Origin of the sequence: Bradyrhizobium sp. SZCCHNS30572, from assembly GCF_032484415.1 — a bacterium.
Taxonomy (GTDB): Bacteria; Pseudomonadota; Alphaproteobacteria; order Rhizobiales; family Xanthobacteraceae; genus Bradyrhizobium.
Genome location: NZ_JAUESY010000002.1, coordinates 123,862 through 146,108, shown reverse-complemented (window position 1 = coordinate 146,108; position 22,247 = coordinate 123,862). Strand labels below are relative to the sequence as shown.

The following is a 22,247-nucleotide window of genomic DNA, read 5'->3' as shown; positions in this document are numbered from 1 at the left end:
CTGTCCGTAGCGACATCTAGGACGAGAACAGCAATCGATCGCGTTCAGCCTGCGACCCCTCGACATAGAAGCGCTCGAACCAGGCCGGCTTGCCGGACAATGCGGTCGGCTTGCGCAGCGTGATCGCGGCAGGCGCGGATGCAGCGCGCTGCCGCTCGGACTTGCCGTGGAACGCGTCGCGCATCCGATTGCGAAACTGCAGGTGATCGAACACGCGGGTGGCCTCGATCGCATAGGAGGTCGCGATCTTTCGGTCCTCGATCATGATGAGATGGTCGCCGTTGCCCTTCTCGCCGCTCGGCGAGAAGTTGCTCGATCCGGTGAACACTTTCGCTGTCGGCAGGCTGAAATCGGTCACCAGGAATTTGTGATGGATGTTGCGGCCCTTGCCGCCGGACCATTCGCTGCGGAACGGCTCCGGCGCCTTGCTGGCGAGATAGGCGAAATCGACGAGACCGATCGAGCCGTCGGGCTTGCGCAGCTCCAGGGCGCCGCGCTTGTCGACCGTGCCGTAGCTGAAGATCGGCCGCTCCATCACGCGGTCGAACGCCTCCTTGGTCGGACCGTCGCCGAGCTGGCTCAGAAACGCGACCGAGTAGAACACCGACGAGGTGGCCTGATCGATCGCGGCCCGGATCGGATTGAGCGAGAGATCGGTGGCCTGGTGCGGCGAGAAGCAGAGCTGCACGGTGGGCTTTCCCTCGGAATGGACGGCGTGCCATTTCTTGGAGAAATCATTCTTCCGGAAGAGCGAGGGGTCCTCGAAGGCGATGTCGAACATCTCGCCGAACAGCCCGGCGACATCAGGCGAATGAAAGACCAGCATGTTGTTGGCCTGAATATAGAGGCCGCGGAACGTGAAATTGGTCGAGCCGCACAGCACCTTCTCGGGCTTGCCGTTGCGGCGCGTGATCAGGACCTTGTTGTGCTGGAGATTGCTGAAATGCGTGCGCAGCACGGCAGCACCCGCCTGCTTGAAGCGCTTGGCGCTGCGCGATTCCGCGCTGCCGGGCAGCTTGTGGCTGTTATCCTTGGCGTTGGAGTCGTCGATGATCGCGCGCAGCCGCGGACCGAACTGCTCCAGCAGGCCGATCACGTCGGGCTCATTGAGGTCATAGGCCATCACGTCGAGCGTGAGCCCGGGATCCGCCAGGGCGTCTTTCAAAAAGCCGAACAGGAGGTCGTAGGCCTCGAACCCCAGCCACTCATAGACGCTGTCGCCGGCCTCGTTGGCGAGGTCGAGCTTCTCGAAGCTCGGCCCGTCGCGGCTCTCGACGGGGATGATCTCGGCATTGTTGCCGAACTGATCGCGATAGGCCTGAGACGAGGCGAAGTTGCGGGTGAAACCGATGTCGATGAGGCCATCATAGGTGACCGCGCTCTGCGCAATGTCGAGCGTGAGGCTGGTCCCTGCCACGAGCGTGCCGTCGTTGCGCATGTGCTGCTTGGCGACGCGATACGTATAGACGCCATCCTTGGGCCGGTAGGGAAAGTGGATCCAGCGGAATTTCTGGAACGGTGCCTCGGTCGACGGGAAATTCCGGTTGCCGTCGACCTCCGCGCCGGCCCCGGCCGGATAGGAAAACGCGATCCTGTTGCGCAACTGGGAAAAATCCCGCGCGCCCGGCGACTTCACCTCGATCGAGAATCCGACAAGATCGGGTTCGGGCTCGGCGACGTCGAAGCCGATCATCGTCATGCGCTCTCCACGCCACAGCTTGGACGTGAACCCGTTGCTGGATTTGCTGTTCTCGAAATCGCTCATGATCGAAATGCCCCACGGTGATGAAAAAAGGCGCGCACGAAACGCATCTCGCCGAAGGGCTGCAATCTTCGCCATGAGCCGCGGACGACGCAACTTCAAAATGATGTGAAAATGTTCATCAACCAGGATTGTTGCATGATCCTACGTCGGTCATGTGAAGGCGGATGTGAATGACGTCACAGTCGGAGACGGTATCCGGATCAGCTTTGCCGTGATGCCGGCGCGTGTGTCGTCAGTCTCGACGTTGGCGAACGAGCGCGCGGGCGCATGACGACGAACGTCGAAAACGAGCCCTATCGCGAGGCGGGCCTTGCCCGCGTCACGGCGTTGATGAAGCCCTCGCGGGCGTCGGAATGGCCCTGCCCGCGCGGCTCCAACACGTGACGGAGAAGGAACATGCCGGTCAGCCGGAAACCGTCGAGCAGATCCTGCTGCGACCAGCCATGGCCCTGCTCGCTCTCGCGCAGGAAGGGCGGCAGCGGCAGCAGCCGGTCGGCCCATGGCGCCCCGGCCGTGCGCGACACCGCGCCGCCCGACTTCGGCGATACGTAGATCAGGTCCGAGGTCTCGCCGGTCGCAGCGCAAGAGTCGAGATCGAGCCCGAAGCCGAGTTCGGCGAGGATCGCCAGTTCGAAGCGCACGATGTGGGCGGCGGCGCCGCCCGCATCCTCGAAATCATCGAGCGCATGTTCGAGCCGCAGGTACATGTCTTCGTGCGGATCGCGCTCCGGCAACAGCCGGGCCAGCGAGGCAAGATGCGTCACGCCGTAGGCGCCGTGTTGCGCGGAGATCAGCCCCGCCGCCCGCAAGGTCAGCGCGTCGATGGCGTACATGCCGAGATGCTCGTCGAGCCGCGCGCGCCAGATCGCGCGCACCGTGTTGCCCGGCTGCAGCACCGGCCGCATGCGCTTGCCGCTCGCCCCGCGCACGAGACCGAGATGCCGGCCATGCTCGCGGGTCAGCAGCTCGACGACCGCCGAGGATTCGCCGTGCCGCCGCACGCCCAGCACGATGCCATCGTCGGTCCATTCCATCGGTGTGGGATCTCCACCACTCGCAGACGCCAAGCCGTGAGCGCCAGTCGACGATCAAGCTCCAACGTTGCTCGCGCGTGCTGCCGCCACAAACACCGTCGTTGCGAGCGCAGCGAAGCAATCCAGAGTTTCACGCGCAGCCCTGGATTGCTTCGCTGCGCTCGCAATGACGGAATGATCGTTAAGCGCCAAACGCAGGGGGGCGCGCTGCGCTTGCCCACCCCGCAATCTGCATTCCATCCATCACGCGTTGAACCAGCCGCGCGCATCGCCCGTGAACGAATAGTACAAGCCCATCGTCGTCAGCGCGCAGGAAATGACCTCGATGCCGGCATCGAGCGTCATGCCCTTCTGCCCGATCACCTGCACCAGGAAGATGTCGGACAGCACCAGCGCCCCCAGCAGCACCCAGCGCGGCCAGTTCCTGCGGCGCTGCGCCGCCAGATAGACGAAATAGAACAGCAGCAGGATGACCACCCCGTTGAGCACGGTCTGCGTGGTGATCATGTCCTCGGTTACGTCGAAGGTCGGCGTCCGGTCGGAGACCGCAACCGACAGCGCGTCCAGCATCAGCGAGATGTAGAGCAGCACTTCGAACCACAACACGTTGCGCGGCACGCTCATTGTCATTCCCTGGGGAACTCGAGCCCCATCTCCCGGTAGCGGTCGGGATCATCGCCCCAGTTCTCACGCACCTTCACGAACAGGAACAGGTGCACCGGCACGCCGGTGATCTCTGCGATTTCCTTGCGCGCCTGCGCGCCGATCGACTTGATCGTCGCACCGCCCTTGCCGAGCACGATCTTGCGCTGGCTGTCCCGCTCCACGAAGATCGTCTGCTCGATGCGGATCGAGCCGTCCTTGCGCTCGGTCCAGCTGTCGGTCTCGACCGTGGACTGGTAGGGCAGCTCCTGATGCAGATGCGAATAGATCTTCTCACGGGTGATCTCGGCCGCGAGGTGCCGCATCGGCGCGTCCGACATCTGGTCCTCGGGATAGTGAAACGGACCGGGCGGCACCATCTCCGCCAAGGCCCGCCTGAGATCGTCGACCCCGTCGCCGGAGATCGCCGAGATCATGAAGGTGCGCGCGAACGGCAGCTTCTCGTTGGCAGCCGCGACCAGCGCCAGCAGCTTTTCGCGCGGCACCAGGTCGACCTTGTTGACCACCAGGATCTTCTCGTGCGCGACCGCAGCCGCCTTGTCGATGATGGCCTGCGCCTCGTCGTCGATGCCCTTCTTGGCATCGAGCAGCACGCAGACGAGATCGGCATCATGCGCCCCGCTCCAGGCCGTCGTGACCATGGCGCGGTCCAGCCTGCGCTTCGGCGCGAAAATGCCGGGGGTGTCGACCAGGATGATCTGAGACGCGCCTTCGATGACGATGCCGCGGATCAGTGCCCGCGTCGTCTGTACCTTGCGCGAGACGATCGTGACCTTGGAGCCGACCAGCGCGTTGACGAGCGTCGATTTGCCGACATTGGGCGCGCCGATCAGCGCGACGAAACCGCAGCGGGTCCCGGCAGCCGGCACCGATTGTTGTTCAGCCGTCATTGCTGCCGCCGCTGACGCCTTCGCGCTCGATCATGACCGATGCCGCCACCTTTTCTGCCGCCCGCTTGGAGCCGCCGATGCCTTCGGCCGGCTCCAGCCCCGGCAGGTCGACGGCGACACGGAACTGCGGATCGTGATGCGGGCCGGTGCGCTCCACCTCCCGGTACACCGGGGTCGGCAGGCCCTTGCCCTGCGCCCATTCCTGCAGCACCGTTTTCGGATCGCGGAGCGGGCGCCGCGGCTTGTGCATGCGCTCGGTCCAGTTGCGCTCGACGAATCCAGCGGCGGCCGTGTAGCCGCCGTCGAGGAAGATCGCGCCGATCACCGCCTCGCAGACGTCGCCCAGCACCGACTTGCGCAACCGCGCCCCGGCGCCGGCGCCGACCGCGCCGAGCTTGATGTCGTCGAGCAGGCCGAGCGACTTGGCGACGTCGGCACAGCTCTCCTTGCGCACGAGATCGGCGAGCCGCTTCGACAGCTCGCCCTCGTCCGCGCTCGGAAACGAGCGGTACAGCATGTCGGACACAATCAGGCCGAGCACGTGATCGCCGAGGAATTCGAGCCGCTGATAGCTGTCGCCGCGCTTCTTGGACGATTTCAGCGCCGAGACGTGGGTAAAAGCGGTGCTGAGCAGCGACGGATCGGCAAAGTGATGGCCGATGCGCGCCTCGATCGCGGCATTGGCGGCCTTGTCCGCGGCCTTGGCGCCCTTGGCGGCGCTGGTCCCCGCGCTCTTGGTACGGCGACCGCCCTTCGCCTTGCTGCGCGGCTTGCCGTCGGAATCGGCCTCGGCAACGAGCGCGGTCGGGTCCGCCCCATCCTCGGTCGGGCGAGCGGGCACCGATTCGGACTCGACGGTCTTCATGTCTGGCTTGGAGACCGGCTTCGCGTCGGTCTTGGAATCGGCCTTTGGCTCGGTCTTGAGCTCGGTCTTGGGCTCGCTCTTCTGCTCAGGCTTGATCTCGGACTTCGGCCGCGACGCGGCCTTGGGCGTTGCCTCCAGCGCACCCGTGCCGGGTTGCGGGCTCGATGCGGCAGCCTGCGTGGTCTGGATTTCGGGTGAGTCGTCGATCATCGCACGAATTTGAAGATTCGATTCCAGCGCACCGATACCGGCCAGCGCCAGAACGCCCAGGCATGCTCGCCTTCGGCAATGGAAAAGAAGATCAGCTGCGCACGGCCGACGATGTTCTCGAACGGCACGTAGCCGACCTGGCTGAGGAAGCGGCTGTCGGTCGAGTTGTCGCGGTTGTCGCCCATCATGAAGAAGTTGCCGGCCGGCACGGTATACACTGCGGTGTTGTCGACATAGCCGTTGTCGACACAGTCCAGCGTCTCATAGCTGACGCCGTTCGGCAGGGTCTCCTTCCAGCGCTTGACGCGCGCGGTCGAGTCCGGCTGCCCGCAGGGATCCTCGCCGATGAAATCGGAGAGCCGCTCGCGCTGCACCGGCTTGTCGTTGATGTAGAGCAGCCCTTCGCGCACCTGGATGCGGTCGCCAGGCAGGCCGATCACGCGCTTGATGTAGTCGGTGGTATCGTCCTTGGGCAGACGAAACACGACGATGTCGCCGCGGTTCGGCTCCGAGCCGAAGATGCGGCCCGAGAAAATCGGGGGCGACAGCGGAATCGAGTAGTGGCTATAGCCGTACGAATATTTCGATACGAACAGATAGTCGCCGACCAGCAGGGTCGCCTTCATCGATCCCGAGGGGATGTTGAACGGCTGGAATAGGAAGGTGCGGATCACCAACGCGATCAGCAGCGCATGAACGACGACACGAACGGTTTCACCGAGGCCGCTCTCAGTCTTGGTTCCGGAGGTCACGCTCATCGCTCTTTCAATGTCCCTTGGCGAATGGTCCGACGATTCGCCAGCCGTTGCCGAACACCCCTCCGTCCGCGAACACCATACCGTTCCGCGGCTTAAGGGAGTCTGTCCTGATTCTGGTGGTTAAGGCCAACTCCGGTTTGACCCAGAATCCGCCCGTGATGCAGCCGGTTCGATCCCGGCGGGTTTTAGACGACTGCGCGGGGCCGCGCAATCAATCGCCGTATCAAAACTACATAACTTGCTGGAATCGATCGCATTTTTGTTTTTCCTGCGGGCGGCCGCCCTTCAGGATGTCTCGCGGCGCACCGCCGAAATTATGACGAAGGCTTGCGCCAGCGGCCAGTCGTCGGTGATCGACAGGTCGATGCGCGGCTCGTGGCCCTCGGGGGTCAGCGCCTTCAGCCGTTCGGCTGCGCCACCCGTGAGCTGCATGGTCGGCCGGCCGCCGGGCAGATTGACGACGCCCATGTCGCGCCACCACACCCCGTGACGGATGCCGGTGCCGAGCGCCTTGGCGCAGGCCTCCTTGGCGGCGAACCGCTTGGCGTAGGTGGCGACCACCATCTTCTCGTTCTTGGCCCGCCGCTCGGCCTTGGCGCGCTCGGCCGCGGTGAAGATCCGGTTCAGGAAGCGCTCGCCGTGCCGGTCCATCACCTCAGCCACGCGGCGGATGTCGATCAGGTCGGAGCCGATGCCGATGATCATGCCGATGTCCCCAGCCGCGCCCGGCCACGATCCATGGCCGCGCGCATGGTCCGGACGGTCTCGGCGAGGCCCACGAACAGCGCCTCCCCCATCATGAAGTAGCCGATGTTGAGTTCGACGATCTCCGGCAACGCCGCGATCCGCTCGGCGGTGACATAGTCGAGCCCGTGGCCGGCATGGACCTCGAGCCCGGCCGCATAGGCCTGCCGGGCGCCGGTCACGATCCGCTCCCACTCCACCTCCGCCTTGTCGTGGTGGCCGTCGGTGATGGCATCGCACCAGCCGCCGGTGTGGATCTCGATCACGGGCGCGCGCAGTCGCGCCGCCATCTCGATCTGCGCCGGGTCGGCGGCGATGAACAGCGACACCCGGATGCCGGCATCGCTCAGCCGGGCGATCGCCGGCGCCAGCGCCTTGTGCTGGCCGACCACGTCGAGGCCGCCCTCGGTGGTCAGCTCCTCGCGCCGCTCCGGCACCAGGCAGCAGGCATGCGGGCGCGTCGCGAGCGCGATCCGCACCATCTCCTCGGTGGCCGCCATCTCGAAGTTCAGCGGCTTGGAGATCTCGGCCTTCAGCCGCGCCATGTCGTCGTCGCGGATGTGCCGGCGGTCCTCGCGCAGATGCGCCGTGATGCCGTCGGCCCCGGCCTCGATCGCGAGCAGCGCGGCGCGCACCGGATCGGGGCTGCGGCCGCCGCGGGCATTTCGCAAGGTGGCGATGTGGTCGACGTTGACGCCGAGGCGCAGCTTCGGAGGATGTGACTTCGACGGATCGGACATGGGCCGGCTCGCAGGACTTTCGAATAGACTTCGGCTTGTTTAGCGCATCCCGAAGCAGAACGCCGCAGCCATCCCCGCAGATTAGCCATTCACCCGGTCGACCCGCGCCACGATGGTCTTGGCGCGCAACTGGTTGATGATCGCCGAGAGATGCTTGAGGTCGTAGACCTCGAGATCGATCGTGAGCTCGGTGAAGTCAGGCGAGCGGCGGCTCATGCTGATGTTGTCGATGTTGCCGTCATGCTCGGCGATCACGGTGGCGACCTGGGCGAGGCTGCCGGGCTCGTTGACGTTCTCGACGCGAATGCGCGCCGGAAAGCGCTGCGGCGAGGTCTCGTCGACATCCCAGCGCACGTCGAGCCAGCGCTCCGGCTCCTCCTCGAAATCCTTCAGCGCCGGCGACTGGATCGGATAGATCGTGATCCCCTCGCCCGGCGTCACGATGCCGACGATGCGGTCGCCCGGCACGGCGCCACCGTTCGGCGCGAACTTCACCGGCAGGCCGGAATTGAGCCCGCTGATCGGGATGGCGAACGGGCCGCGATGAGGCTCGGCCGCGGGCGCGGCAGCCTTGGCCGCCGGCGCGGCGGCCGTCTTCTTGGCGCCGTAGCGCACGACGCGCTCTTCCTTGTAGTCCGGATACATCGCGCGCGCGACGTCGGAGGCCTTGATCTCGCCGCGGCCGACCGCCGCCATCACGTCCTCGATCGAGGCGCGCGCCAGACGCGGCAGCGCGCCCTTGAGCTTGTCGTCGGCATATTCGAGCTTGGTCCGTTCGAACAGGCGTTCGACGATGCGCCGGCCCAGCCCGGCATATTGATCGCGCACGGCGGTTCGGGTGGCGCGCCGGATGGCGGCGCGTGCCTTACCGGTGATGGCGAGCGTCTCCCAGGCCGAGGGCGGCGCCGACTGCGCATCCGACGTCAGCACTTCGACCTCGTCGCCGTTCTGCAGCTCCGACGACAGCGCCGCGAACTTGCCGTTGATCTTGCAGCCGACGGCGCTGTTGCCGACGTCGGTATGCACGGCATAGGCGAAGTCGATCACGTTTGCGTGGCGTGGCAGCGCGATCAGCTTGCCCTTCGGCGTGAAGCAGAACACCTGATCGTGAAACAGCTCGAGCTTGGTGTGCTCGAGGAACTCTTCGGGGTTGGCGCTCTCCGAAAGGATGCCGATGGTGTGGCGGAGCCAGGCGAAGGCGTTCGATTCGCGCTTCAGCCGTTCCGTCGGCGAGGCGAGGTCGTCCTTGTAGAAGGCGTGGGCGGCGATGCCGAGTTCGGCGATCTGATCCATCTCCTCGGTGCGGATCTGCAGCTCGACGCGCTGCTTGCCCGGGCCGATCACGGTCGTGTGGATCGAGCGATAGTCGTTCTGCTTCGGCGTCGAGATGTAGTCCTTGAAGCGGCCGGGCACGACAGGCCAGGTCGTATGCACGATACCGAGCGCACGATAGCAGGATTCCAGATCCGGCATGATGACGCGAAAGCCGAAGATGTCGGACAGCTGCTCGAAGCCGATGGATTTGCGTTCCATCTTGGTCCAGATCGAGAACGGCCGCTTGCGGCGGCCGAACACCCGCGCGGTGAGGCCGTGTTCGCGAAACTTGCGGGCCAGCTGGCTCTCGATTTCGCCGATCAGGTTGCGGTTGCGCTCCGCCAGCGCATCGAGCCGCTGCATCACCACGCTATAGGCCTGCGGGTCGAGCGTCCGGAACGAGAGATCCTCGAGTTCCTCGCGCATCTCCTGCATGCCCATCCGGCCCGCCAGCGGCGCGTAGATGTCGAGCGTCTCCTCGGCAATCCGCCGCCGCGATGCCTCCGGCACGAACTCCAGCGTGCGCATGTTATGCAAGCGATCCGCGAGCTTGACCAGCAGCACACGCACGTCGTCGGCGATCGCCAGCAGGAGCTTGCGCAGATTCTCGGCCTGCTTGGCCTCGCGCGAGACCAGCTCGAGCCGCTTCAGCTTGGTCAAGCCTTCGACGAGCGCACCGATCTCGGGGCCGAAGAAGCGGTCGATCTCGGCACGGGTCGCCTCGGTGTCCTCGATCGTGTCGTGCAGCAGCGCCGCGACGATGGTGGCGTCGTCCAGCTTCAGGTCGGTCAAAATGGCCGCGACCTCGAGCGGATGCGTGAAATACGGGTCGCCCGACGCGCGGGTCTGCGACCCATGCGCCTTCATGGCGTACACGTAGGCGCGGTTGAGCAGATCCTCGTTCGTATCCGGATTGTAGGAGCGGACCCGTTCCACGAGATCGTACTGCCGCATCATGCGGGAGCGCGGCTTCGGCGGCCGCGGCCGCTCAGCCGGCGGCGGAGGCGCCAACGCGGCCGATTCGGCCGCCGCCTGCATCTGCTGAGGAGTGTGGCCCGAAACCACCATGGAAAATGACTAAACCTTTATCTTCGTGACCAAATCTGCCGGATGGCAGGCGCTTGGCGCAGCCCTATGGTAATCACGGAATCACGTTCAAATGCAAAGGCCCGGACGTGGTCCGGGCCTTCACATTCTCACAAGTTAGCTGGAGCTCGCGCTGACGGTGACGAGACCGTCACTCGTCCTCTTCCGGCTGCTCTTCCGGCGGAGCGAGGCCCTCGAGGCCCTTCAGCAGCTCTTCCTCGGTCATGCGCTCGACGGCGACCTCGGTGTCGTCGGCATCGACGCTGGCACCGGCCGAGCCGATCAGCGGCACCGTGTCCGGCTCCGGCTCGTCGACCTCGACGAACTTCTGCAGCGAATGCACCAGCTCTTCCTTCAGATCCTCGGGAGAAATGGTCGAATCCGCAATTTCCCGGAGTGCGACGACGGGATTCTTGTCATTATCTCTATCAATTGTAAGTTGCGATCCTGATGAGATCATGCGCGCGCGATGCGCGGCCAGGAGAACCAGGTCGAACCGGTTGTCGACTTTATCGATACAATCTTCCACAGTGACGCGCGCCATTGTCGCTCCGGTCCTTTGTGTGCTTAATATGCTGATTATGCTGGGCTAGTTATAGAGGCTGGCCGGCTTTCGCAAGGCAAAACTGGCGTCAGGGTTCGGTAAGGGGCAAGGAGTACCGAATTCGGCAACCTTGACTGGCGCTCCGTCCAGACCCGTGGAATTCGGGCCTTGGACAAGAAAACGCTTCATTACGTCGTCACAAGTGCGCCTTTGTTGCCCCGACCACTCCTGTTTGCGGTAACCTCACACCAGATGGACCGCCGACGCCTTGGCAGTATCTTGAAATGGAATGCGCGACCGACTGGAGTCGCGCCAAAAATAGAATCTAACTGAACGCGAGACACTGAATGTCATCTTCGACCAACAAGATTGCGCTCTTCATTGACGGCGCCAACCTATACGCCACGGCCAAGACGCTCGGCTTCGACATTGACTACAAGCGCCTGCTCAAGGAATTTCAGAGCCGCGGCACGCTGCTCCGCGCGTTCTATTACACCGCGATCATCGAGGATCAGGAGTACTCGTCGATTCGGCCCTTGATCGACTGGCTCGACTACAACGGCTATACGGTCGTCACCAAGGCGACGAAGGAATTCATCGACGCCAGCGGCCGGCGCAAGGTCAAGGGCAACATGGACATCGAGCTCGCCGTCGATGCCATGGAACTCGCCGAGCATATCGACCAGATGGTGCTGTTCTCGGGCGACGGCGACTTCCGTTCGCTGGTCGAAGCGATGCAGCGCCGCGGCGTTCGCGTCACCGTGATCTCGACCATCTCCAGCCAGCCGCCGATGATCGCCGACGAGTTGCGCCGCCAGGCCGACGTCTTCACCGACCTCATGGAGTTGCAGTCCAAGCTCGGCCGCGACCCGTCGGAGCGCCCCGCCCCGCGTGAGCCGCGCCACCATTCCCCGCAATTCCTGCAGCGCTCGACCACGCCGCCCGCCCGCGCCACGACCACCGCCACCACCACGCCCAACGATGACGATTTCGAGGACTAGGCGGACGGGCACTCAGCCTGCGCCGCCTGCCCCGTCTTCGACCAATCCCGATCGAGACTGTCCGCTGTGCCCTCGCCTCGTTGAGTTCCGCGAGGCGCAGCGCGCGCGTGAGCCGTCATGGTTCAACGCCCCGGTGCCGTCGTTCGGCGATTCCGACGCGCGCCTCCTGATCGTCGGCCTCGCGCCAGGGCTGCAGGGTGCGAATCGCACCGGGCGCCCGTTCACCGGCGACTACGCCGGGGAGCTGCTCTACGGGACGCTGCTGCACTACGGATTTGCAAAAGGCCGCTTCGAAGCCCGCCCCGACGACGGGCTGACGCTGATGGACTGCCGAATCAGCAACGCGGTGCGCTGCGTGCCGCCGCAGAACAAGCCGCTGCCGGCCGAGATCAACCAATGCCGGAGCTTCCTCGGCGCCACCATCGCCGCGATGCCTCGGCTGCGCAGCATCGTCGCGCTCGGCCGCATCTCCCACGACACGCTGCTGAAGCTGCTGGGCTTGCGCGCGGTCGCGGCGCCCTTCGCCCATGGCGCCGTGCACCAGGCCGGCGGGATCCGGCTGTACGACAGCTATCACTGCTCACGCTACAATACGAACACCGGCGTGCTCACGACCGAGATGTTCCACGCCGTGTTCGCGCGCGTGAAGGCGGATCTGGATTAGTTCGGCCGCCCCACCCTCACGCGGCAGATGCGCGGTTGTCCTTCAGCCACGCCAGCACGTCGCCCGCGTTCCTATCCGGTGGAAACACCGGATAGAACACGTGGGTGATCCGGGCGTCGTCCACGATCATGGCAAGCCGCTTGATCATGGTCAGCCCGGCGATCTCCATCGTCGGCAACCGCAGGGCATTGGTCAGCTCGAGCTTTTCGTCCGACAGCACCGGAAACGGCAGGTGCAGGCGCGAGGCCATCTCGGTCTGATAGGCATTGCTCTGCGTCGACAGGCCGAACACATGCGCGGCGCCGGCCGATTTCAACTCGCCGAACAGGTCGCGGAAGCTGCAGGTCTGCGGCGTGCAGCCGCGCGCACCCGGGATCATGTCCCAGTCCTCGACCAGCGACACCTTGCCGGGTTCGCCGGTCCGCGGATAGGCGAACACGACGGTCCGTCCTGCCAGGTCGGACAACGTGACCAGCGTGTCGTCGGTCGCACGCAGTCCGATCGCGGGAATGATCGTCCCGACCAGATGATCGGCTGCGCCGTCGTCGGTCGGAGCCGGAATCCGGCTCCAGTCGACGTCCAAGAGGTTCTTCTGATTCATCGGATGCTTTCCCAAGGCTCAGGCGTGCCGCCGAGGAGCGCGCGGCAAAGGTCTCATTAGCCGCGCGCCCGCAGCAGCCGGCCCTTCTCGCGGCCCCAATCGCGCTTCTTCTCGCTCTCGCGCTTGTCGTGCAGCTTCTTGCCCTTGGCGACGGCGAGCAGCAGCTTGGCGCGGCCCCGCTCGTTGAAATAGAGCTTCAGCGGGATCAGCGTCATGCCTTCGCGCTCGACGGCGCCCATCAGCTTGTTGATCTGCTTGCGATGTAGCAGCAGCTTGCGAGGCCGCTTCGGCTCGTGATTGAAGCGATTGGCCTGCAGATATTCGGGAATGTTGGCGTTGATCAGCCAGATCTCGCCGTTGCGCGAATCCGCATAGGATTCCGCGATCGTCGACTTGCCGCCGCGGACCGACTTCACCTCGGTGCCGGTCAGCGCGATGCCGGCCTCGATGGTGTCCTCGATCGCGTAGTTGAACCGCGCCTTGCGATTCTCGGCGGCGACCGTGATCTTGGGTTCGTTCTTTTCAGCCATCAGGACTTTTTCAGGAGATCACGGATCTCGGTCAACAGCTCGACCTCGGCCGAGGGCTTCGCCGGCGCCGCGGGGGCTGCCGCTTCGTTCCGCTTCAACCTGTTTATCACACGGATGATCATGAACAGCACGAAAGCGATGATGAAGAAGTTCAGGGTCAAGGTCAGGAACTGTCCATAGGCCAGCACGGCACCCTGCTTCTTCGCGTCCGCAAGGTTGCTCGCATTGACCGTCTTGGACAGCGCGATGAAGTAGTTCGAGAAATCGAGGCCGCCGGTGATGGCGCCGATGATCGGCATGATGACATCGGCGACGAGCGAGGTGACGATGGCGCCGAAGGCCGCGCCGATGATGACGCCGACGGCGAGGTCGACGACGTTGCCCTTCATCGCGAATTCACGGAATTCCTTCAACATGCTCGCGTCCCCCTCAGATACGCCGGCTCAGTTGATCAGTCCGGCATGAACCATCGCCTCGCGCACCGCGACCCGGGTCGGCTCCGACACCGGCACCATCGGCAGCCGCAGCTTCTCCTCGATCTTGCCGAGCAGCGACAGCGCGTATTTCACCGGGGCCGGGTTGGACTCGATGAACAGATTGGTGTGCAGCGGCATCAGCTTGTCGTGGATCTTCAGCGCCGTTGCGACATCGCCCTTCTGCCAGGCCTGGTGGAATTCCGAGCACAGCCGCGGCGCGACGTTCGACGTGACGGAGATGCAGCCATGGCCGCCATGCGCCATGTAGCCGATGATCGTCGCATCCTCGCCCGAGAGCTGGTTGAACTCCTCGCCCATCGCGGCGCGCTGCTGCGACACCCGCACCATGCTCGCGGTGGCATCCTTCACGCCGGCGATGTTCTTCAGCTCGAACAGGCGCTTCATGGTGTCGACGGACATGTCGATCACCGAGCGCGGCGGAATATTGTAGATGATGATCGGAATGCCGATCGCGTCGTTGATCGCCTTGAAGTGCTGATACAGGCCTTCCTGCGTCGGCTTGTTGTAATAGGGCGTCACCACCAGCACCGCGTCCGCCCCCGCCTTCTCGGCGTGCTGGGCGAGCTCGACCGCCTCCTTGGTCGAATTGGAGCCGGCGCCGGCGACGACGGGCACGCGTCCCCGGGACTCGGCGATGCACCACTCGACCACCCGCTTGTGCTCGTCATGACTGAGCGTCGGGCTCTCGCCCGTCGTGCCGACCGGCACGAGGCCGTTGGTGCCCTCGTCGATCTGCCAGTTCACAAGGCTGCGAAAAGCGGCCTCGTCCACGGACCCGTTCTTGAAAGGAGTGACCAAGGCGGTGAAAGAACCCCGGAAATTCGTCTTGGCTGCCATGAAACTCCCTCCCAAACGCCGTTTGGCCCCTGTGCGAGCCACTTCATACCGGGTCTACCGACGGGGCGGAAGGCCCGCCCGCGGCTGGGCTGCCTTCTCAACAGGCACACGAATCGCGCGAATCGCCTTGCCGAGGCCCGCGATCACCCTTCGCTGAAGCCCCGCGGCCCGCACGCCGCCCTTCGGTCGTGATTTCGCCGCGGTGTTGGCGCAGGTTGCAGTCCTTCCCGGTATATTTAGGATTTGTTCACCTTTTCGATAGACCCATGTTGGTCAGGGGATCGAAGTCATCCGCCGCAAAAGGAACGCCGTGCCCTTTTCTGCCCGCGCCACTGCATTGCGATCGACCGCCCTGTCGGTGTCACTCTCGGTGTCCTTGGCCGCCGGCCTGACACTCGGATGGGCTCTCGCCGGACATAGCGCTCTCGCCAAGGACCAGGCCGCTGGGTCCAAGGTTTCGGGATCCAAGGCTCCCGCGACCAAGGTTCCGGTGCCGAAGGCGCGTCCGATCGCGCGCAGCGCGGTTCCGAAGACGAACACCCACGAGGCCGCCGGGACCAAGAGCGAGGTCGACGCGCGGGCCGAGGCGAAGGCCGAGGTCAAGAGCAGCCCCAAAGGCGCCGGCGAGACGCCGCGCGCGGCCCCGAGGGACATCACCCCCAGCGCGGCGGCTGCAAGCCTGCCGGCCCGCCAGCATGCCGCCCTGCCCGCCTCCCGTAAGCTCGTGGTGCCGGCTGCGATCGCCGTGACGTCCTCGACCTCGCAGTCCGACAAGGACGCGCTCGAAAACGTGATCGAGCTCGTCCGCAAGCGCAAGCCCAGCGATGCCACCGAGGTCGTGCAGGCGATCTCGGATCCCGTGGCGCGCAAGCTCGCGGAGTGGGTGATCCTGCGCAGCGACAACAACGATGCCAGCGTGGAGCGCTACCGCGCGTTCATCACCGCCAATCCGTCCTGGCCGTCACAGAGTTTCCTGCGGCGCCGGCTCGAGGCCGCCTTGTGGGACGACAAGCGCGACGATGCCGTGGTGTGGTCGTGGTTCGAGAACGAATCGCCGCTGTCGGCCAAGGGCAAGTTCGCGCTGGCCCGGGTGATGCTCAATCGCGGCGACCGCGCCAATGCCGAGCGCCTGGTGCGCGATGCCTGGCGCAACGACGCGATGTCCGAGGAGACCGAGAACAACATCCTGGACCAGTACGGTGCCCTGCTGTCCGGCGGCGATCACAAGGCGCGGATGGACACGCTGCTGTATGGCAGCGAGCACGAGGCCGCCATGCGCGCTGCCCGGCGGCTTGGCTCGGGCCACGTGGCGCTGGCAAAAGCGCGAATCGCGGCCTACCGCAAAGCCTCCAACAGCCAGAGCCTGCTCGATGCCGTGCCGCGCGAACTCCACGGCGATGCAGGCTACATCTTCAGCCGCATCCAACTGCTGCGGCGCGATGAAAAATTCGCCGAGGCGGCGCAGCTGATGCTGAACGCGCCCAAGGATCCCGGCCGCCTGCACAATCTGGACGAATGGTGGATCGAGCGCCGACTGCTGGCGCGCAAGATGATCGACACCGGCGAATATCGCAGCGCCTACCTGATCGCGCGCGACGCGGCGCTGCCGAACCGCGACATCTACAAGACCGAGCAGGAATTCACCGCGGGCTGGATCGCGCTGCGTTTCCTCAACGATCCGGCCACCGCGGCCCAGCACTTTGCACGGATCGGCGTCGGCAGCGTCAATCCGACCACCCTGGCGCGGGCCGGATATTGGCAGGGCCGCGCGGCAGAAGCGATGGGGCGCATGCAGGAGGCGCGCGCGGCCTATACGTCGGCCGCCGAGCAGTCCACGAGCTACTACGGACAGTTGGCGCGCGCGAAGCTCGGCCTGCCGCAGCTCGGCCTCAATGCCGCGCCGAGCGGCCGCGGACGCGGCGTCGAACGGCTCGAGGTGGTGCGCGCGGTGCAACTGCTCTACGAGCTCGACGAGGGCGAGGTCGCGATCCCGATCTTCGCCGACATGGGCGACAACGGCGACCCCGACGTGCTGGTCGGAATCGCGGAAATCGCCGCGCGAAACAGCGATGCGCGAGCGATGCTGCTGGTTGGCAAGGCCGCGCTCAATCGCGGACTGCCGTTCGATCATTACGCCTATCCGGTCACGGGCATCCCCGCGTTCCGGGCGCTCGGGCCGGAGGTCGAGCAGAGCGTGATCTTCTCGATCGCGCGCCAGGAGAGCGCCTTCAACCAGGCCGTGGTCTCGCCGGCTCAGGCCTACGGGCTCATGCAGGTCACGCCGGATGCGGGTCGCTACGTCTGCAAGCGCGCCGGCGTCAGCTTCGATCTGAACCGGATGAAGACCGACCCGGTCTACAACGCGCAGCTCGGCGCGGCTGAGCTTGGCGGCCTGCTCGAGGACTATCGCGGCTCGTACATCATGACGTTCGCGGCCTACAATGCCGGCCGCGGCAGCGTACGGAAATGGGTCGAGCGGTATGGCGACCCACGCGATCCGAAGGTGGACGCGGTGGATTGGGTCGAGCTGATTCCGTTCGCGGAGACCCGCAACTACGTGCAGCGGGTGATGGAGAACCTGCAGGTCTATCGCGCCCGCTTCGGCGGCGGCTCGCGGCTGCAGATCGAGGCCGATCTGCGCCGCGGCGCTGTGGTGGAGTAGCGAGTAGCGAGTAGCGAGTAGCGAGTAGCGAGTAGCGAGTAGCGAGTAGCGAGTAGCGAGTAGCGAAGCCTGGGCTCCGCTCCGTCGTCAACTGCTGTTCGTTACTCCCTATTCGCCATTCGCCCGCACTTACCAGTTGCGCTGGGCACGCACCAGCAGCGAGACCGAGTCCTGGTCCTTCAACTGGTAGGTCGTGGCCGGCTTGGCGACCGCCGCGACCGCCGGTGCGTTCGCCACGCCGGTGAACTTCTGGTCCAGCCGGGTCCAAGCGACGTCCGCAGAGAAGGTCAGATTCTTGACCGGCGTCCAGCGCGTGATCACACCCACCGTCGAGATGTTGAAGTCGGGGTTGCAATTCGCAGGCGTGATTCCGAGAGCGACCATGCCCGCACCGTTGCAGATCAGTCCCTTCGCGGTGTTGTTGTATCTGACGCCGCTCCAGGAGCCGTAGACCGCCGTGTTCCAGAACGGATCCCAGTTGTGGGTAAAGGCACCCCGGAAGCCGTAGGTGGTGGTCAGCTGCTGCTGGGTATTCGCCCCAAACACCGAATCCGACACGCCGGCGAAGCCCAGGCTCTGGAAAGCGCCGGCCATGTTGCTGCCGCCGTACATCGCATAGTTGATCGGCGCGAGGCTCTGGAAGTTGTAGCGGCTGGCACCGTTGGTGTAGACGCCCTGCAGATTGATGGTGTCGCCGGCGCCGGTCGGGATGTTCTTGATCGACAGGGCGAGCTGACCGGCATAGCCCCATTTGTCGGCGGGATGCCCGGTCGTCTCGCTGGCACCGAAGAAGGCGGCGTGATTGTCGTGTGCCGCGAAGGACGCCTGGAACAGGCCCCAGGCCTGATCGACGCGCACCATGCCGACGATGTCGGGCGCGACGTTGCCGCCGAAATTCGACGTGCCATAGCTGCCGGTGAGCACGCCGGCGGCCGTCTGTCCCGCCGTATTCCAGATCTGCGACTGCGAATACTGCGTCGCATCCTGGGCCGAGATCGCGGCCGTGATGCCCGAACCGAAGTCCGCGGTGTAGGTGAACTGGTTGACGCCGGTGATGGTGCCGCCGCCTCCGGTCAGACCGTCGAAATTGTTGCCGGGGTAGTTGGCCCAGGGCGCGTCGAACTGCGACACGGCCTTACCCATGGTGAAGCCGGCGAACTGGATGAAGGCATAGAAGACGCCGATCCCGCCTTGTGCGATGTTGCCGTCAGCCTGCGCTCCAGGCGCGCCCGCCGTCGAATAGGCAGTTGCGCCCGTGGCGGAGCCGGTCCCGGCATAGCTGCCCCCGGTCCACTGGAAGACACCGTCGAAGAAGGTGCGCACGACGCCATATTCGGTCGCGGTGCGGGTGTCGATGTTGAGGTCGGCGCGCGAACGCGTCGTGTAGTAGTTGCTGAGACGATTTCGCCCGCCGGCGACGCCGTTCACGGCATTCTGGAAGATCGTATTCGTGCCGAAGCCGGCCTCGACCCGCAGATAGCCGCCGAGCTTGATGCAGGTGTCGGTGCCCGGAATGTAGAAAAATCCGGCGCCGTACATCGAGCAGACCCTGACATACTCGACCGCTTTGGCCTTGATCGGAAGGTCGGCGGCCTGAGCCCCACCCATGGCGAGCAACGCCGCCCCTGAGCCCAAAACAAGGCTCCTCACAGTCTTCATACTAACCTCCAAATTGCTCAGTTCAGACCGGCCCGGCTCGACATCGAACGACCGCCCCAACGGTCAGCCCGTCTCCAGCTGCACCACAGTGCCCGCGCATAGCGTTGCAGTGGGAACGATCGCGAGGCAGAGTTGGTGCTTTATCGGACCATTCTCGTGACCGGCCGGATCACGCATGTGGCACGGCCGCGGCACGGCGCGCGGTCGCCGGATCTCCAAGAGTAATGTGTCGGGGAAGACTTTCGCCGCCGAATGCGTGTCGCGGTCGTGGCGGGAATGCAGCAGGACGGACGTCGAGAACCGCGGCGAGCGCGAGGCTCAAACTCTCTGGCCCCGTCATCCCGGCGATCGTGGCACGGGCCCTCGCCCGCCCGAGATCACGCAGGCCAAGCTTGGCTCAAACGCGCGGTCGAACCGAGCGAACCCGCTGACCGCCTCTCACGGATGTTTGAGCCGCATGGCCACGAGGCGGTCGCGAAATTCCATCCAGATCGTATTGCGTCGCGTGGCCGCGCGGTGTGGTTCTCGGGCGGGTCGGCAGCATGTTTGTCAGCGACAAAGCGGCACGGTGAGGAATGCGGGTCTCGGTGCTGGAGCACGCGCTGGCGAGGCAAAGAAAAACCCCCGGCAGTTGCCTGCCGGGGGTTGGTCAAACCGTCGTGAGACGGTCTGGATCAGAAGTTGCGCTGAGCGCGGAGCAGCAGGACAGCCGACTGCTGATCCTTCAGCTCATACACCGCAGCCGGCTTGGCGACAGCGGCGGCAGCCGGGGCCGTGACCGAACCCGAGTGCTTCTGGTCGAGCCACGAGTAGGCGAAGTCGGCCGAGAAGGTCAGGTTCTTGACCGGGGTCCAGCGCGTGATCAGGCCGATGGTGGCCAGATCGAAGTCCGGATTACAGGTCGAACCCGCGTTGAAGGTCGCAACCACGCCGGGGCTGGTGCAGATCAGGCCCTTGGCCGTGCCGTTGTAGCGGACGGCAGCCCAAGACCCGTAGATCGCAGTGTTCCAGGCCGGGTTCCAGTTGTGGGTGTACGCACCGCGCACACCGTAGGTCGTGGTCAGCTGCTGCTCGCCACCCGTGGTGAACACCGAGTCGCCCACGCCGGCAATGCCGAGGCTCTGGTAGGCACCAGCCAGACCCGTGCTGCCGTACATCGCGTAGCTGTTCGGCATCAGGCTCTGGATGTTGTAGCGGCTCGCACCGTTGGTGTAGACGCCCTGCACGTTGATCGTGTCGCCAGGTCCGGTCGGGATGTTCTTGATCGACAGGGCCAGCTGAGCCGCCCAGCCCCACTTGTCGGCCGGGTGGCCGGAGGTCTCGGACGCGCCGTAGTAAGCGACATGGTTGTCATGCGCCGCGAACGACGCCTGGAACAGACCCCAGGCCTGGTCGACACGGACCATACCGACGAAGTCCGGAGAGACGTTGCCGCCGTAGTTGCTGGTGCCGTAAGCACCACCGATCACGCCAGCCGCCGTCGAACCCGCCACGTTCCAGAGGTTGTTCTGGTAGTAGGCGGTCGCATCCTGAGCCGAAACGGTGGCCGTGATGCCGGAGCCGAAGTCAGCGGTGTAGCTGAACTGATTGACGCCAGTGACCGTGCCGCCGCCGCCGGCGAGACCGTCGAAGTTGTTGCCCGGATAGTTCACCCAGGGCGTGTCGAACTGCGACACGGCCTTACCCATGGTGAAGCCGGCGAACTGGATGAAGGCATAGTACACGCCGACCGAACCCTGCGCGATATTGCCGTCGGCCTGTGCGCCCGGCGCACCAGCCGTCGAGTAAGCGGTCGCACCGGTGGCCGAACCCGTGCCGGCATAGCCGCCGGAGGTCCAGCTGAAGGTCAGGTCAGCGAAGGTACGGACCACGCCGTACTCGGTCGCCGTGCGCGTGTCGATGTTGATGTCCTGACGAGCGCGGGCCGTGTAGTAGTTGCTCAGGCGGTTATGCGCACCACCCTGGCCGCTGAACGTGCCGTTGAAGTCGCTGTTCGTGGCGATCGCCGTTTCAGCGCGGAGATAGCCGCCCAGCTTGATGCAGGTGTCGGTGCCGGGGATGTAGTAGAAGCCCGCACCATACAGGGAGCAAACCTTCACATACTCGACCGCTTTGGCCTTGATCGGAAGGTCGGCCGCCTGAGCCGCGGACATGGCGAGCAGAACTGCCGCCGAGCCGAGGACAAGGCTCTTAACCGTCTTCATTTAAACCTCCAAGTTGCTCTTTTGAGAAAGAACCGGACCAAGATCCCCCAGGACGATCCGCTTCCTCTGCTCCCGAAAAACCGCTTCAGCCGCTTCGCGCCATCGGACACACCCGCATCACGCGAGGGACTTAAGCGAACCACCTGTCACGGGACGATCGAGTAACCCCCCACCGTCATCAGGAACTATGCCTTCGCTCATTCGGTAAGCAAAATAGTTTATGCAGTCAGGTAATTGAATGAAGCCGAAATGTGTCTTGGGGGCAACACAATGGCAGCTTGTTGTGCAGCGCACGGGGGACGGCCGATGTCCTCCTAGATAAGTGATTTTGTTGCGGATTTTTTTTCTTTAGGGTCGAGCTTCGTACTGGAACTCCTGAGCAATGGCGCCCTTGAAGAACATGTCTGCCGCACCTGTGGAAGCGGACGCGCAACCGAAGACTGCCGAACATCTGCCGAAGAATCGCGACGCCATTCTTCGCTTCGCCCGGGAGATCTCCACGATCAACGTCCATCTGGAGGAGCTGAGGTACTTCTGGGCCAAGAGAATCGGCATCAGTGGCCCGCAATGGATGATCCTGATGGCGATCTCCGAGCTGGATCAAGGCGAGGGAGTCGCCGTGAATGCGGCGGCCAAGCGGCTGCACGTCGACCCTTCGTTCGTCACGACTCAGTCGAAGCTGCTCGAGAAGAAGGGCTTCATGGAACGCAAGCCCGCCCCCAACGATGCGCGCGTGGTCCGGATGTCGCTCACCACCAAGACATCGGAGCAGTTCGCCGAGCTGGAAGCTCAGCAGGCGCAGATCTTCAGCTTCATCTTCGAGGAATTCGACGCTCGCGAGCTGGCGACCTTCACGGACAAGCTGGCTGGCCTCAAGGACCGTTTCGAGAAGGCCAGCGCGCGACTCACGATGGGACTCTGAGCCCCCCGAGGCGGTCACGGCTCGACCGCCTCTTACGGGGGAGCTGGAACAGACATG

Annotated in this window: 20 protein-coding genes; 4 read left to right on the top strand and 16 right to left on the bottom strand. The window is 64.7% G+C overall.

Translation table 11 applies throughout. The features are described from left to right. Positions 1–16: 16 nt before the first annotated feature. The 10 genes from QX048_RS05625 to rpoZ all read right to left on the bottom strand — a co-directional run bounded on the left by QX048_RS05625 (position 17) and on the right by rpoZ (position 10,613). The gene (locus tag QX048_RS05625) at positions 17–1,765 is read right to left on the bottom strand and encodes a phospholipase D-like domain-containing protein (RefSeq protein WP_315827222.1); all 1,749 of its coding nucleotides are present in this window, start codon (positions 1,763–1,765) and stop codon (positions 17–19) included. A gap of 293 nt (positions 1,766–2,058) precedes the next feature. Further along, positions 2,059–2,799, bottom strand: a complete 741-nt coding sequence (gene recO, locus QX048_RS05620) for a DNA repair protein RecO (RefSeq protein WP_315827223.1) — start codon at positions 2,797–2,799, stop codon at positions 2,059–2,061. A gap of 243 nt (positions 2,800–3,042) precedes the next feature. Beyond that, positions 3,043–3,423, bottom strand: a complete 381-nt coding sequence (locus tag QX048_RS05615; protein WP_315711402.1) for a hypothetical protein — start codon at positions 3,421–3,423, stop codon at positions 3,043–3,045. Positions 3,424–3,425: 2 nt separating this feature from the next. Beyond that, complete coding sequence (gene era, locus QX048_RS05610; RefSeq protein ID WP_316159549.1) at positions 3,426–4,352, bottom strand: GTPase Era; 927 nt, start codon at positions 4,350–4,352, stop codon at positions 3,426–3,428. Beyond that, positions 4,342–5,427, bottom strand: a complete 1,086-nt coding sequence (gene rnc, locus QX048_RS05605) for a ribonuclease III (protein ID WP_315827225.1) — start codon at positions 5,425–5,427, stop codon at positions 4,342–4,344. The genes era and rnc overlap by 11 nt, the downstream gene beginning before the upstream one ends. Beyond that, complete coding sequence (lepB, locus tag QX048_RS05600) at positions 5,424–6,185, bottom strand: signal peptidase I (protein ID WP_315711399.1); 762 nt, start codon at positions 6,183–6,185, stop codon at positions 5,424–5,426. The genes rnc and lepB overlap by 4 nt, the downstream gene beginning before the upstream one ends. 285 nt (positions 6,186–6,470) lie before the next feature. Beyond that, a complete protein-coding gene (gene acpS, locus QX048_RS05595; RefSeq protein WP_315711397.1) occupies positions 6,471–6,890 on the bottom strand; it encodes a holo-ACP synthase in 420 nt (139 codons plus the stop codon). Next, positions 6,887–7,669, bottom strand: coding sequence for a pyridoxine 5'-phosphate synthase (locus QX048_RS05590; RefSeq protein ID WP_315827226.1), 783 nt, complete (start codon positions 7,667–7,669; stop codon positions 6,887–6,889). Before QX048_RS05590 ends, acpS begins: the two co-directional genes overlap by 4 nt. 81 nt (positions 7,670–7,750) lie before the next feature. Further along, positions 7,751–10,051 carry a bifunctional (p)ppGpp synthetase/guanosine-3',5'-bis(diphosphate) 3'-pyrophosphohydrolase gene (locus QX048_RS05585; RefSeq protein WP_315711393.1) on the bottom strand — a complete coding sequence of 767 codons (2,301 nt, stop codon included), beginning with the start codon at positions 10,049–10,051 and terminating at the stop codon, positions 7,751–7,753. Between the two features lie 169 nt (positions 10,052–10,220). Next, positions 10,221–10,613 (bottom strand): DNA-directed RNA polymerase subunit omega, encoded by a 393-nt coding sequence (rpoZ, locus tag QX048_RS05580; RefSeq protein ID WP_006612728.1) that lies wholly within the window; start codon positions 10,611–10,613, stop codon positions 10,221–10,223. Positions 10,614–10,960: 347 nt separating this feature from the next. On the opposite strand from rpoZ, the gene QX048_RS05575 reads away from it, so the two are divergent. Beyond that, the gene (locus QX048_RS05575; protein WP_315827227.1) at positions 10,961–11,614 is read left to right on the top strand and encodes an NYN domain-containing protein; all 654 of its coding nucleotides are present in this window, start codon (positions 10,961–10,963) and stop codon (positions 11,612–11,614) included. After that, positions 11,595–12,278 (top strand): uracil-DNA glycosylase, encoded by a 684-nt coding sequence (locus QX048_RS05570; RefSeq protein ID WP_315827228.1) that lies wholly within the window; start codon positions 11,595–11,597, stop codon positions 12,276–12,278. Before QX048_RS05575 ends, QX048_RS05570 begins: the two co-directional genes overlap by 20 nt. A 16-nt stretch (positions 12,279–12,294) precedes the next feature. Here QX048_RS05570 and QX048_RS05565 read toward each other — a convergent pair whose 3' ends face one another. From QX048_RS05565 to dapA, 4 genes are read right to left on the bottom strand one after another with little or no spacing between them, the layout of a single operon-like run. Further along, positions 12,295–12,879 carry a peroxiredoxin gene (locus QX048_RS05565; protein WP_315827229.1) on the bottom strand — a complete coding sequence of 195 codons (585 nt, stop codon included), beginning with the start codon at positions 12,877–12,879 and terminating at the stop codon, positions 12,295–12,297. Positions 12,880–12,935: 56 nt separating this feature from the next. Then, positions 12,936–13,409, bottom strand: a complete 474-nt coding sequence (gene smpB / locus QX048_RS05560) for an SsrA-binding protein SmpB (RefSeq protein WP_315711387.1) — start codon at positions 13,407–13,409, stop codon at positions 12,936–12,938. After that, a complete protein-coding gene (gene mscL / locus QX048_RS05555; protein ID WP_315827230.1) occupies positions 13,409–13,825 on the bottom strand; it encodes a large conductance mechanosensitive channel protein MscL in 417 nt (138 codons plus the stop codon). The genes smpB and mscL overlap by 1 nt, the downstream gene beginning before the upstream one ends. Before the next feature lie 27 nt (positions 13,826–13,852). Beyond that, entirely contained in the window at positions 13,853–14,743 is an 891-nt protein-coding gene (gene dapA / locus QX048_RS05550; protein WP_315711383.1) for a 4-hydroxy-tetrahydrodipicolinate synthase, read from the bottom strand. 310 nt (positions 14,744–15,053) lie between these two features. Between dapA and QX048_RS05545 the strand changes: the two genes are divergently transcribed. After that, on the top strand, positions 15,054–17,405 hold the full coding sequence (locus QX048_RS05545) for a lytic transglycosylase domain-containing protein (RefSeq protein WP_315827231.1): 2,352 nt from the start codon (positions 15,054–15,056) through the stop codon (positions 17,403–17,405). A gap of 129 nt (positions 17,406–17,534) precedes the next feature. On the opposite strand, the gene QX048_RS05540 is transcribed toward QX048_RS05545, so the two are convergent. Together QX048_RS05540 and QX048_RS05535 are read right to left on the bottom strand one after the other, a co-directional pair. Continuing rightward, on the bottom strand, positions 17,535–19,064 hold the full coding sequence (locus QX048_RS05540; RefSeq protein WP_315827232.1) for a porin: 1,530 nt from the start codon (positions 19,062–19,064) through the stop codon (positions 17,535–17,537). Positions 19,065–19,738: 674 nt separating this feature from the next. Continuing rightward, complete coding sequence (locus QX048_RS05535) at positions 19,739–21,268, bottom strand: porin (RefSeq protein ID WP_315752949.1); 1,530 nt, start codon at positions 21,266–21,268, stop codon at positions 19,739–19,741. Between the two features lie 382 nt (positions 21,269–21,650). Between QX048_RS05535 and QX048_RS05530 the strand changes: the two genes are divergently transcribed. Then, complete coding sequence (locus QX048_RS05530) at positions 21,651–22,190, top strand: MarR family transcriptional regulator (protein WP_315729363.1); 540 nt, start codon at positions 21,651–21,653, stop codon at positions 22,188–22,190. Positions 22,191–22,247: the final 57 nt, after the last annotated feature.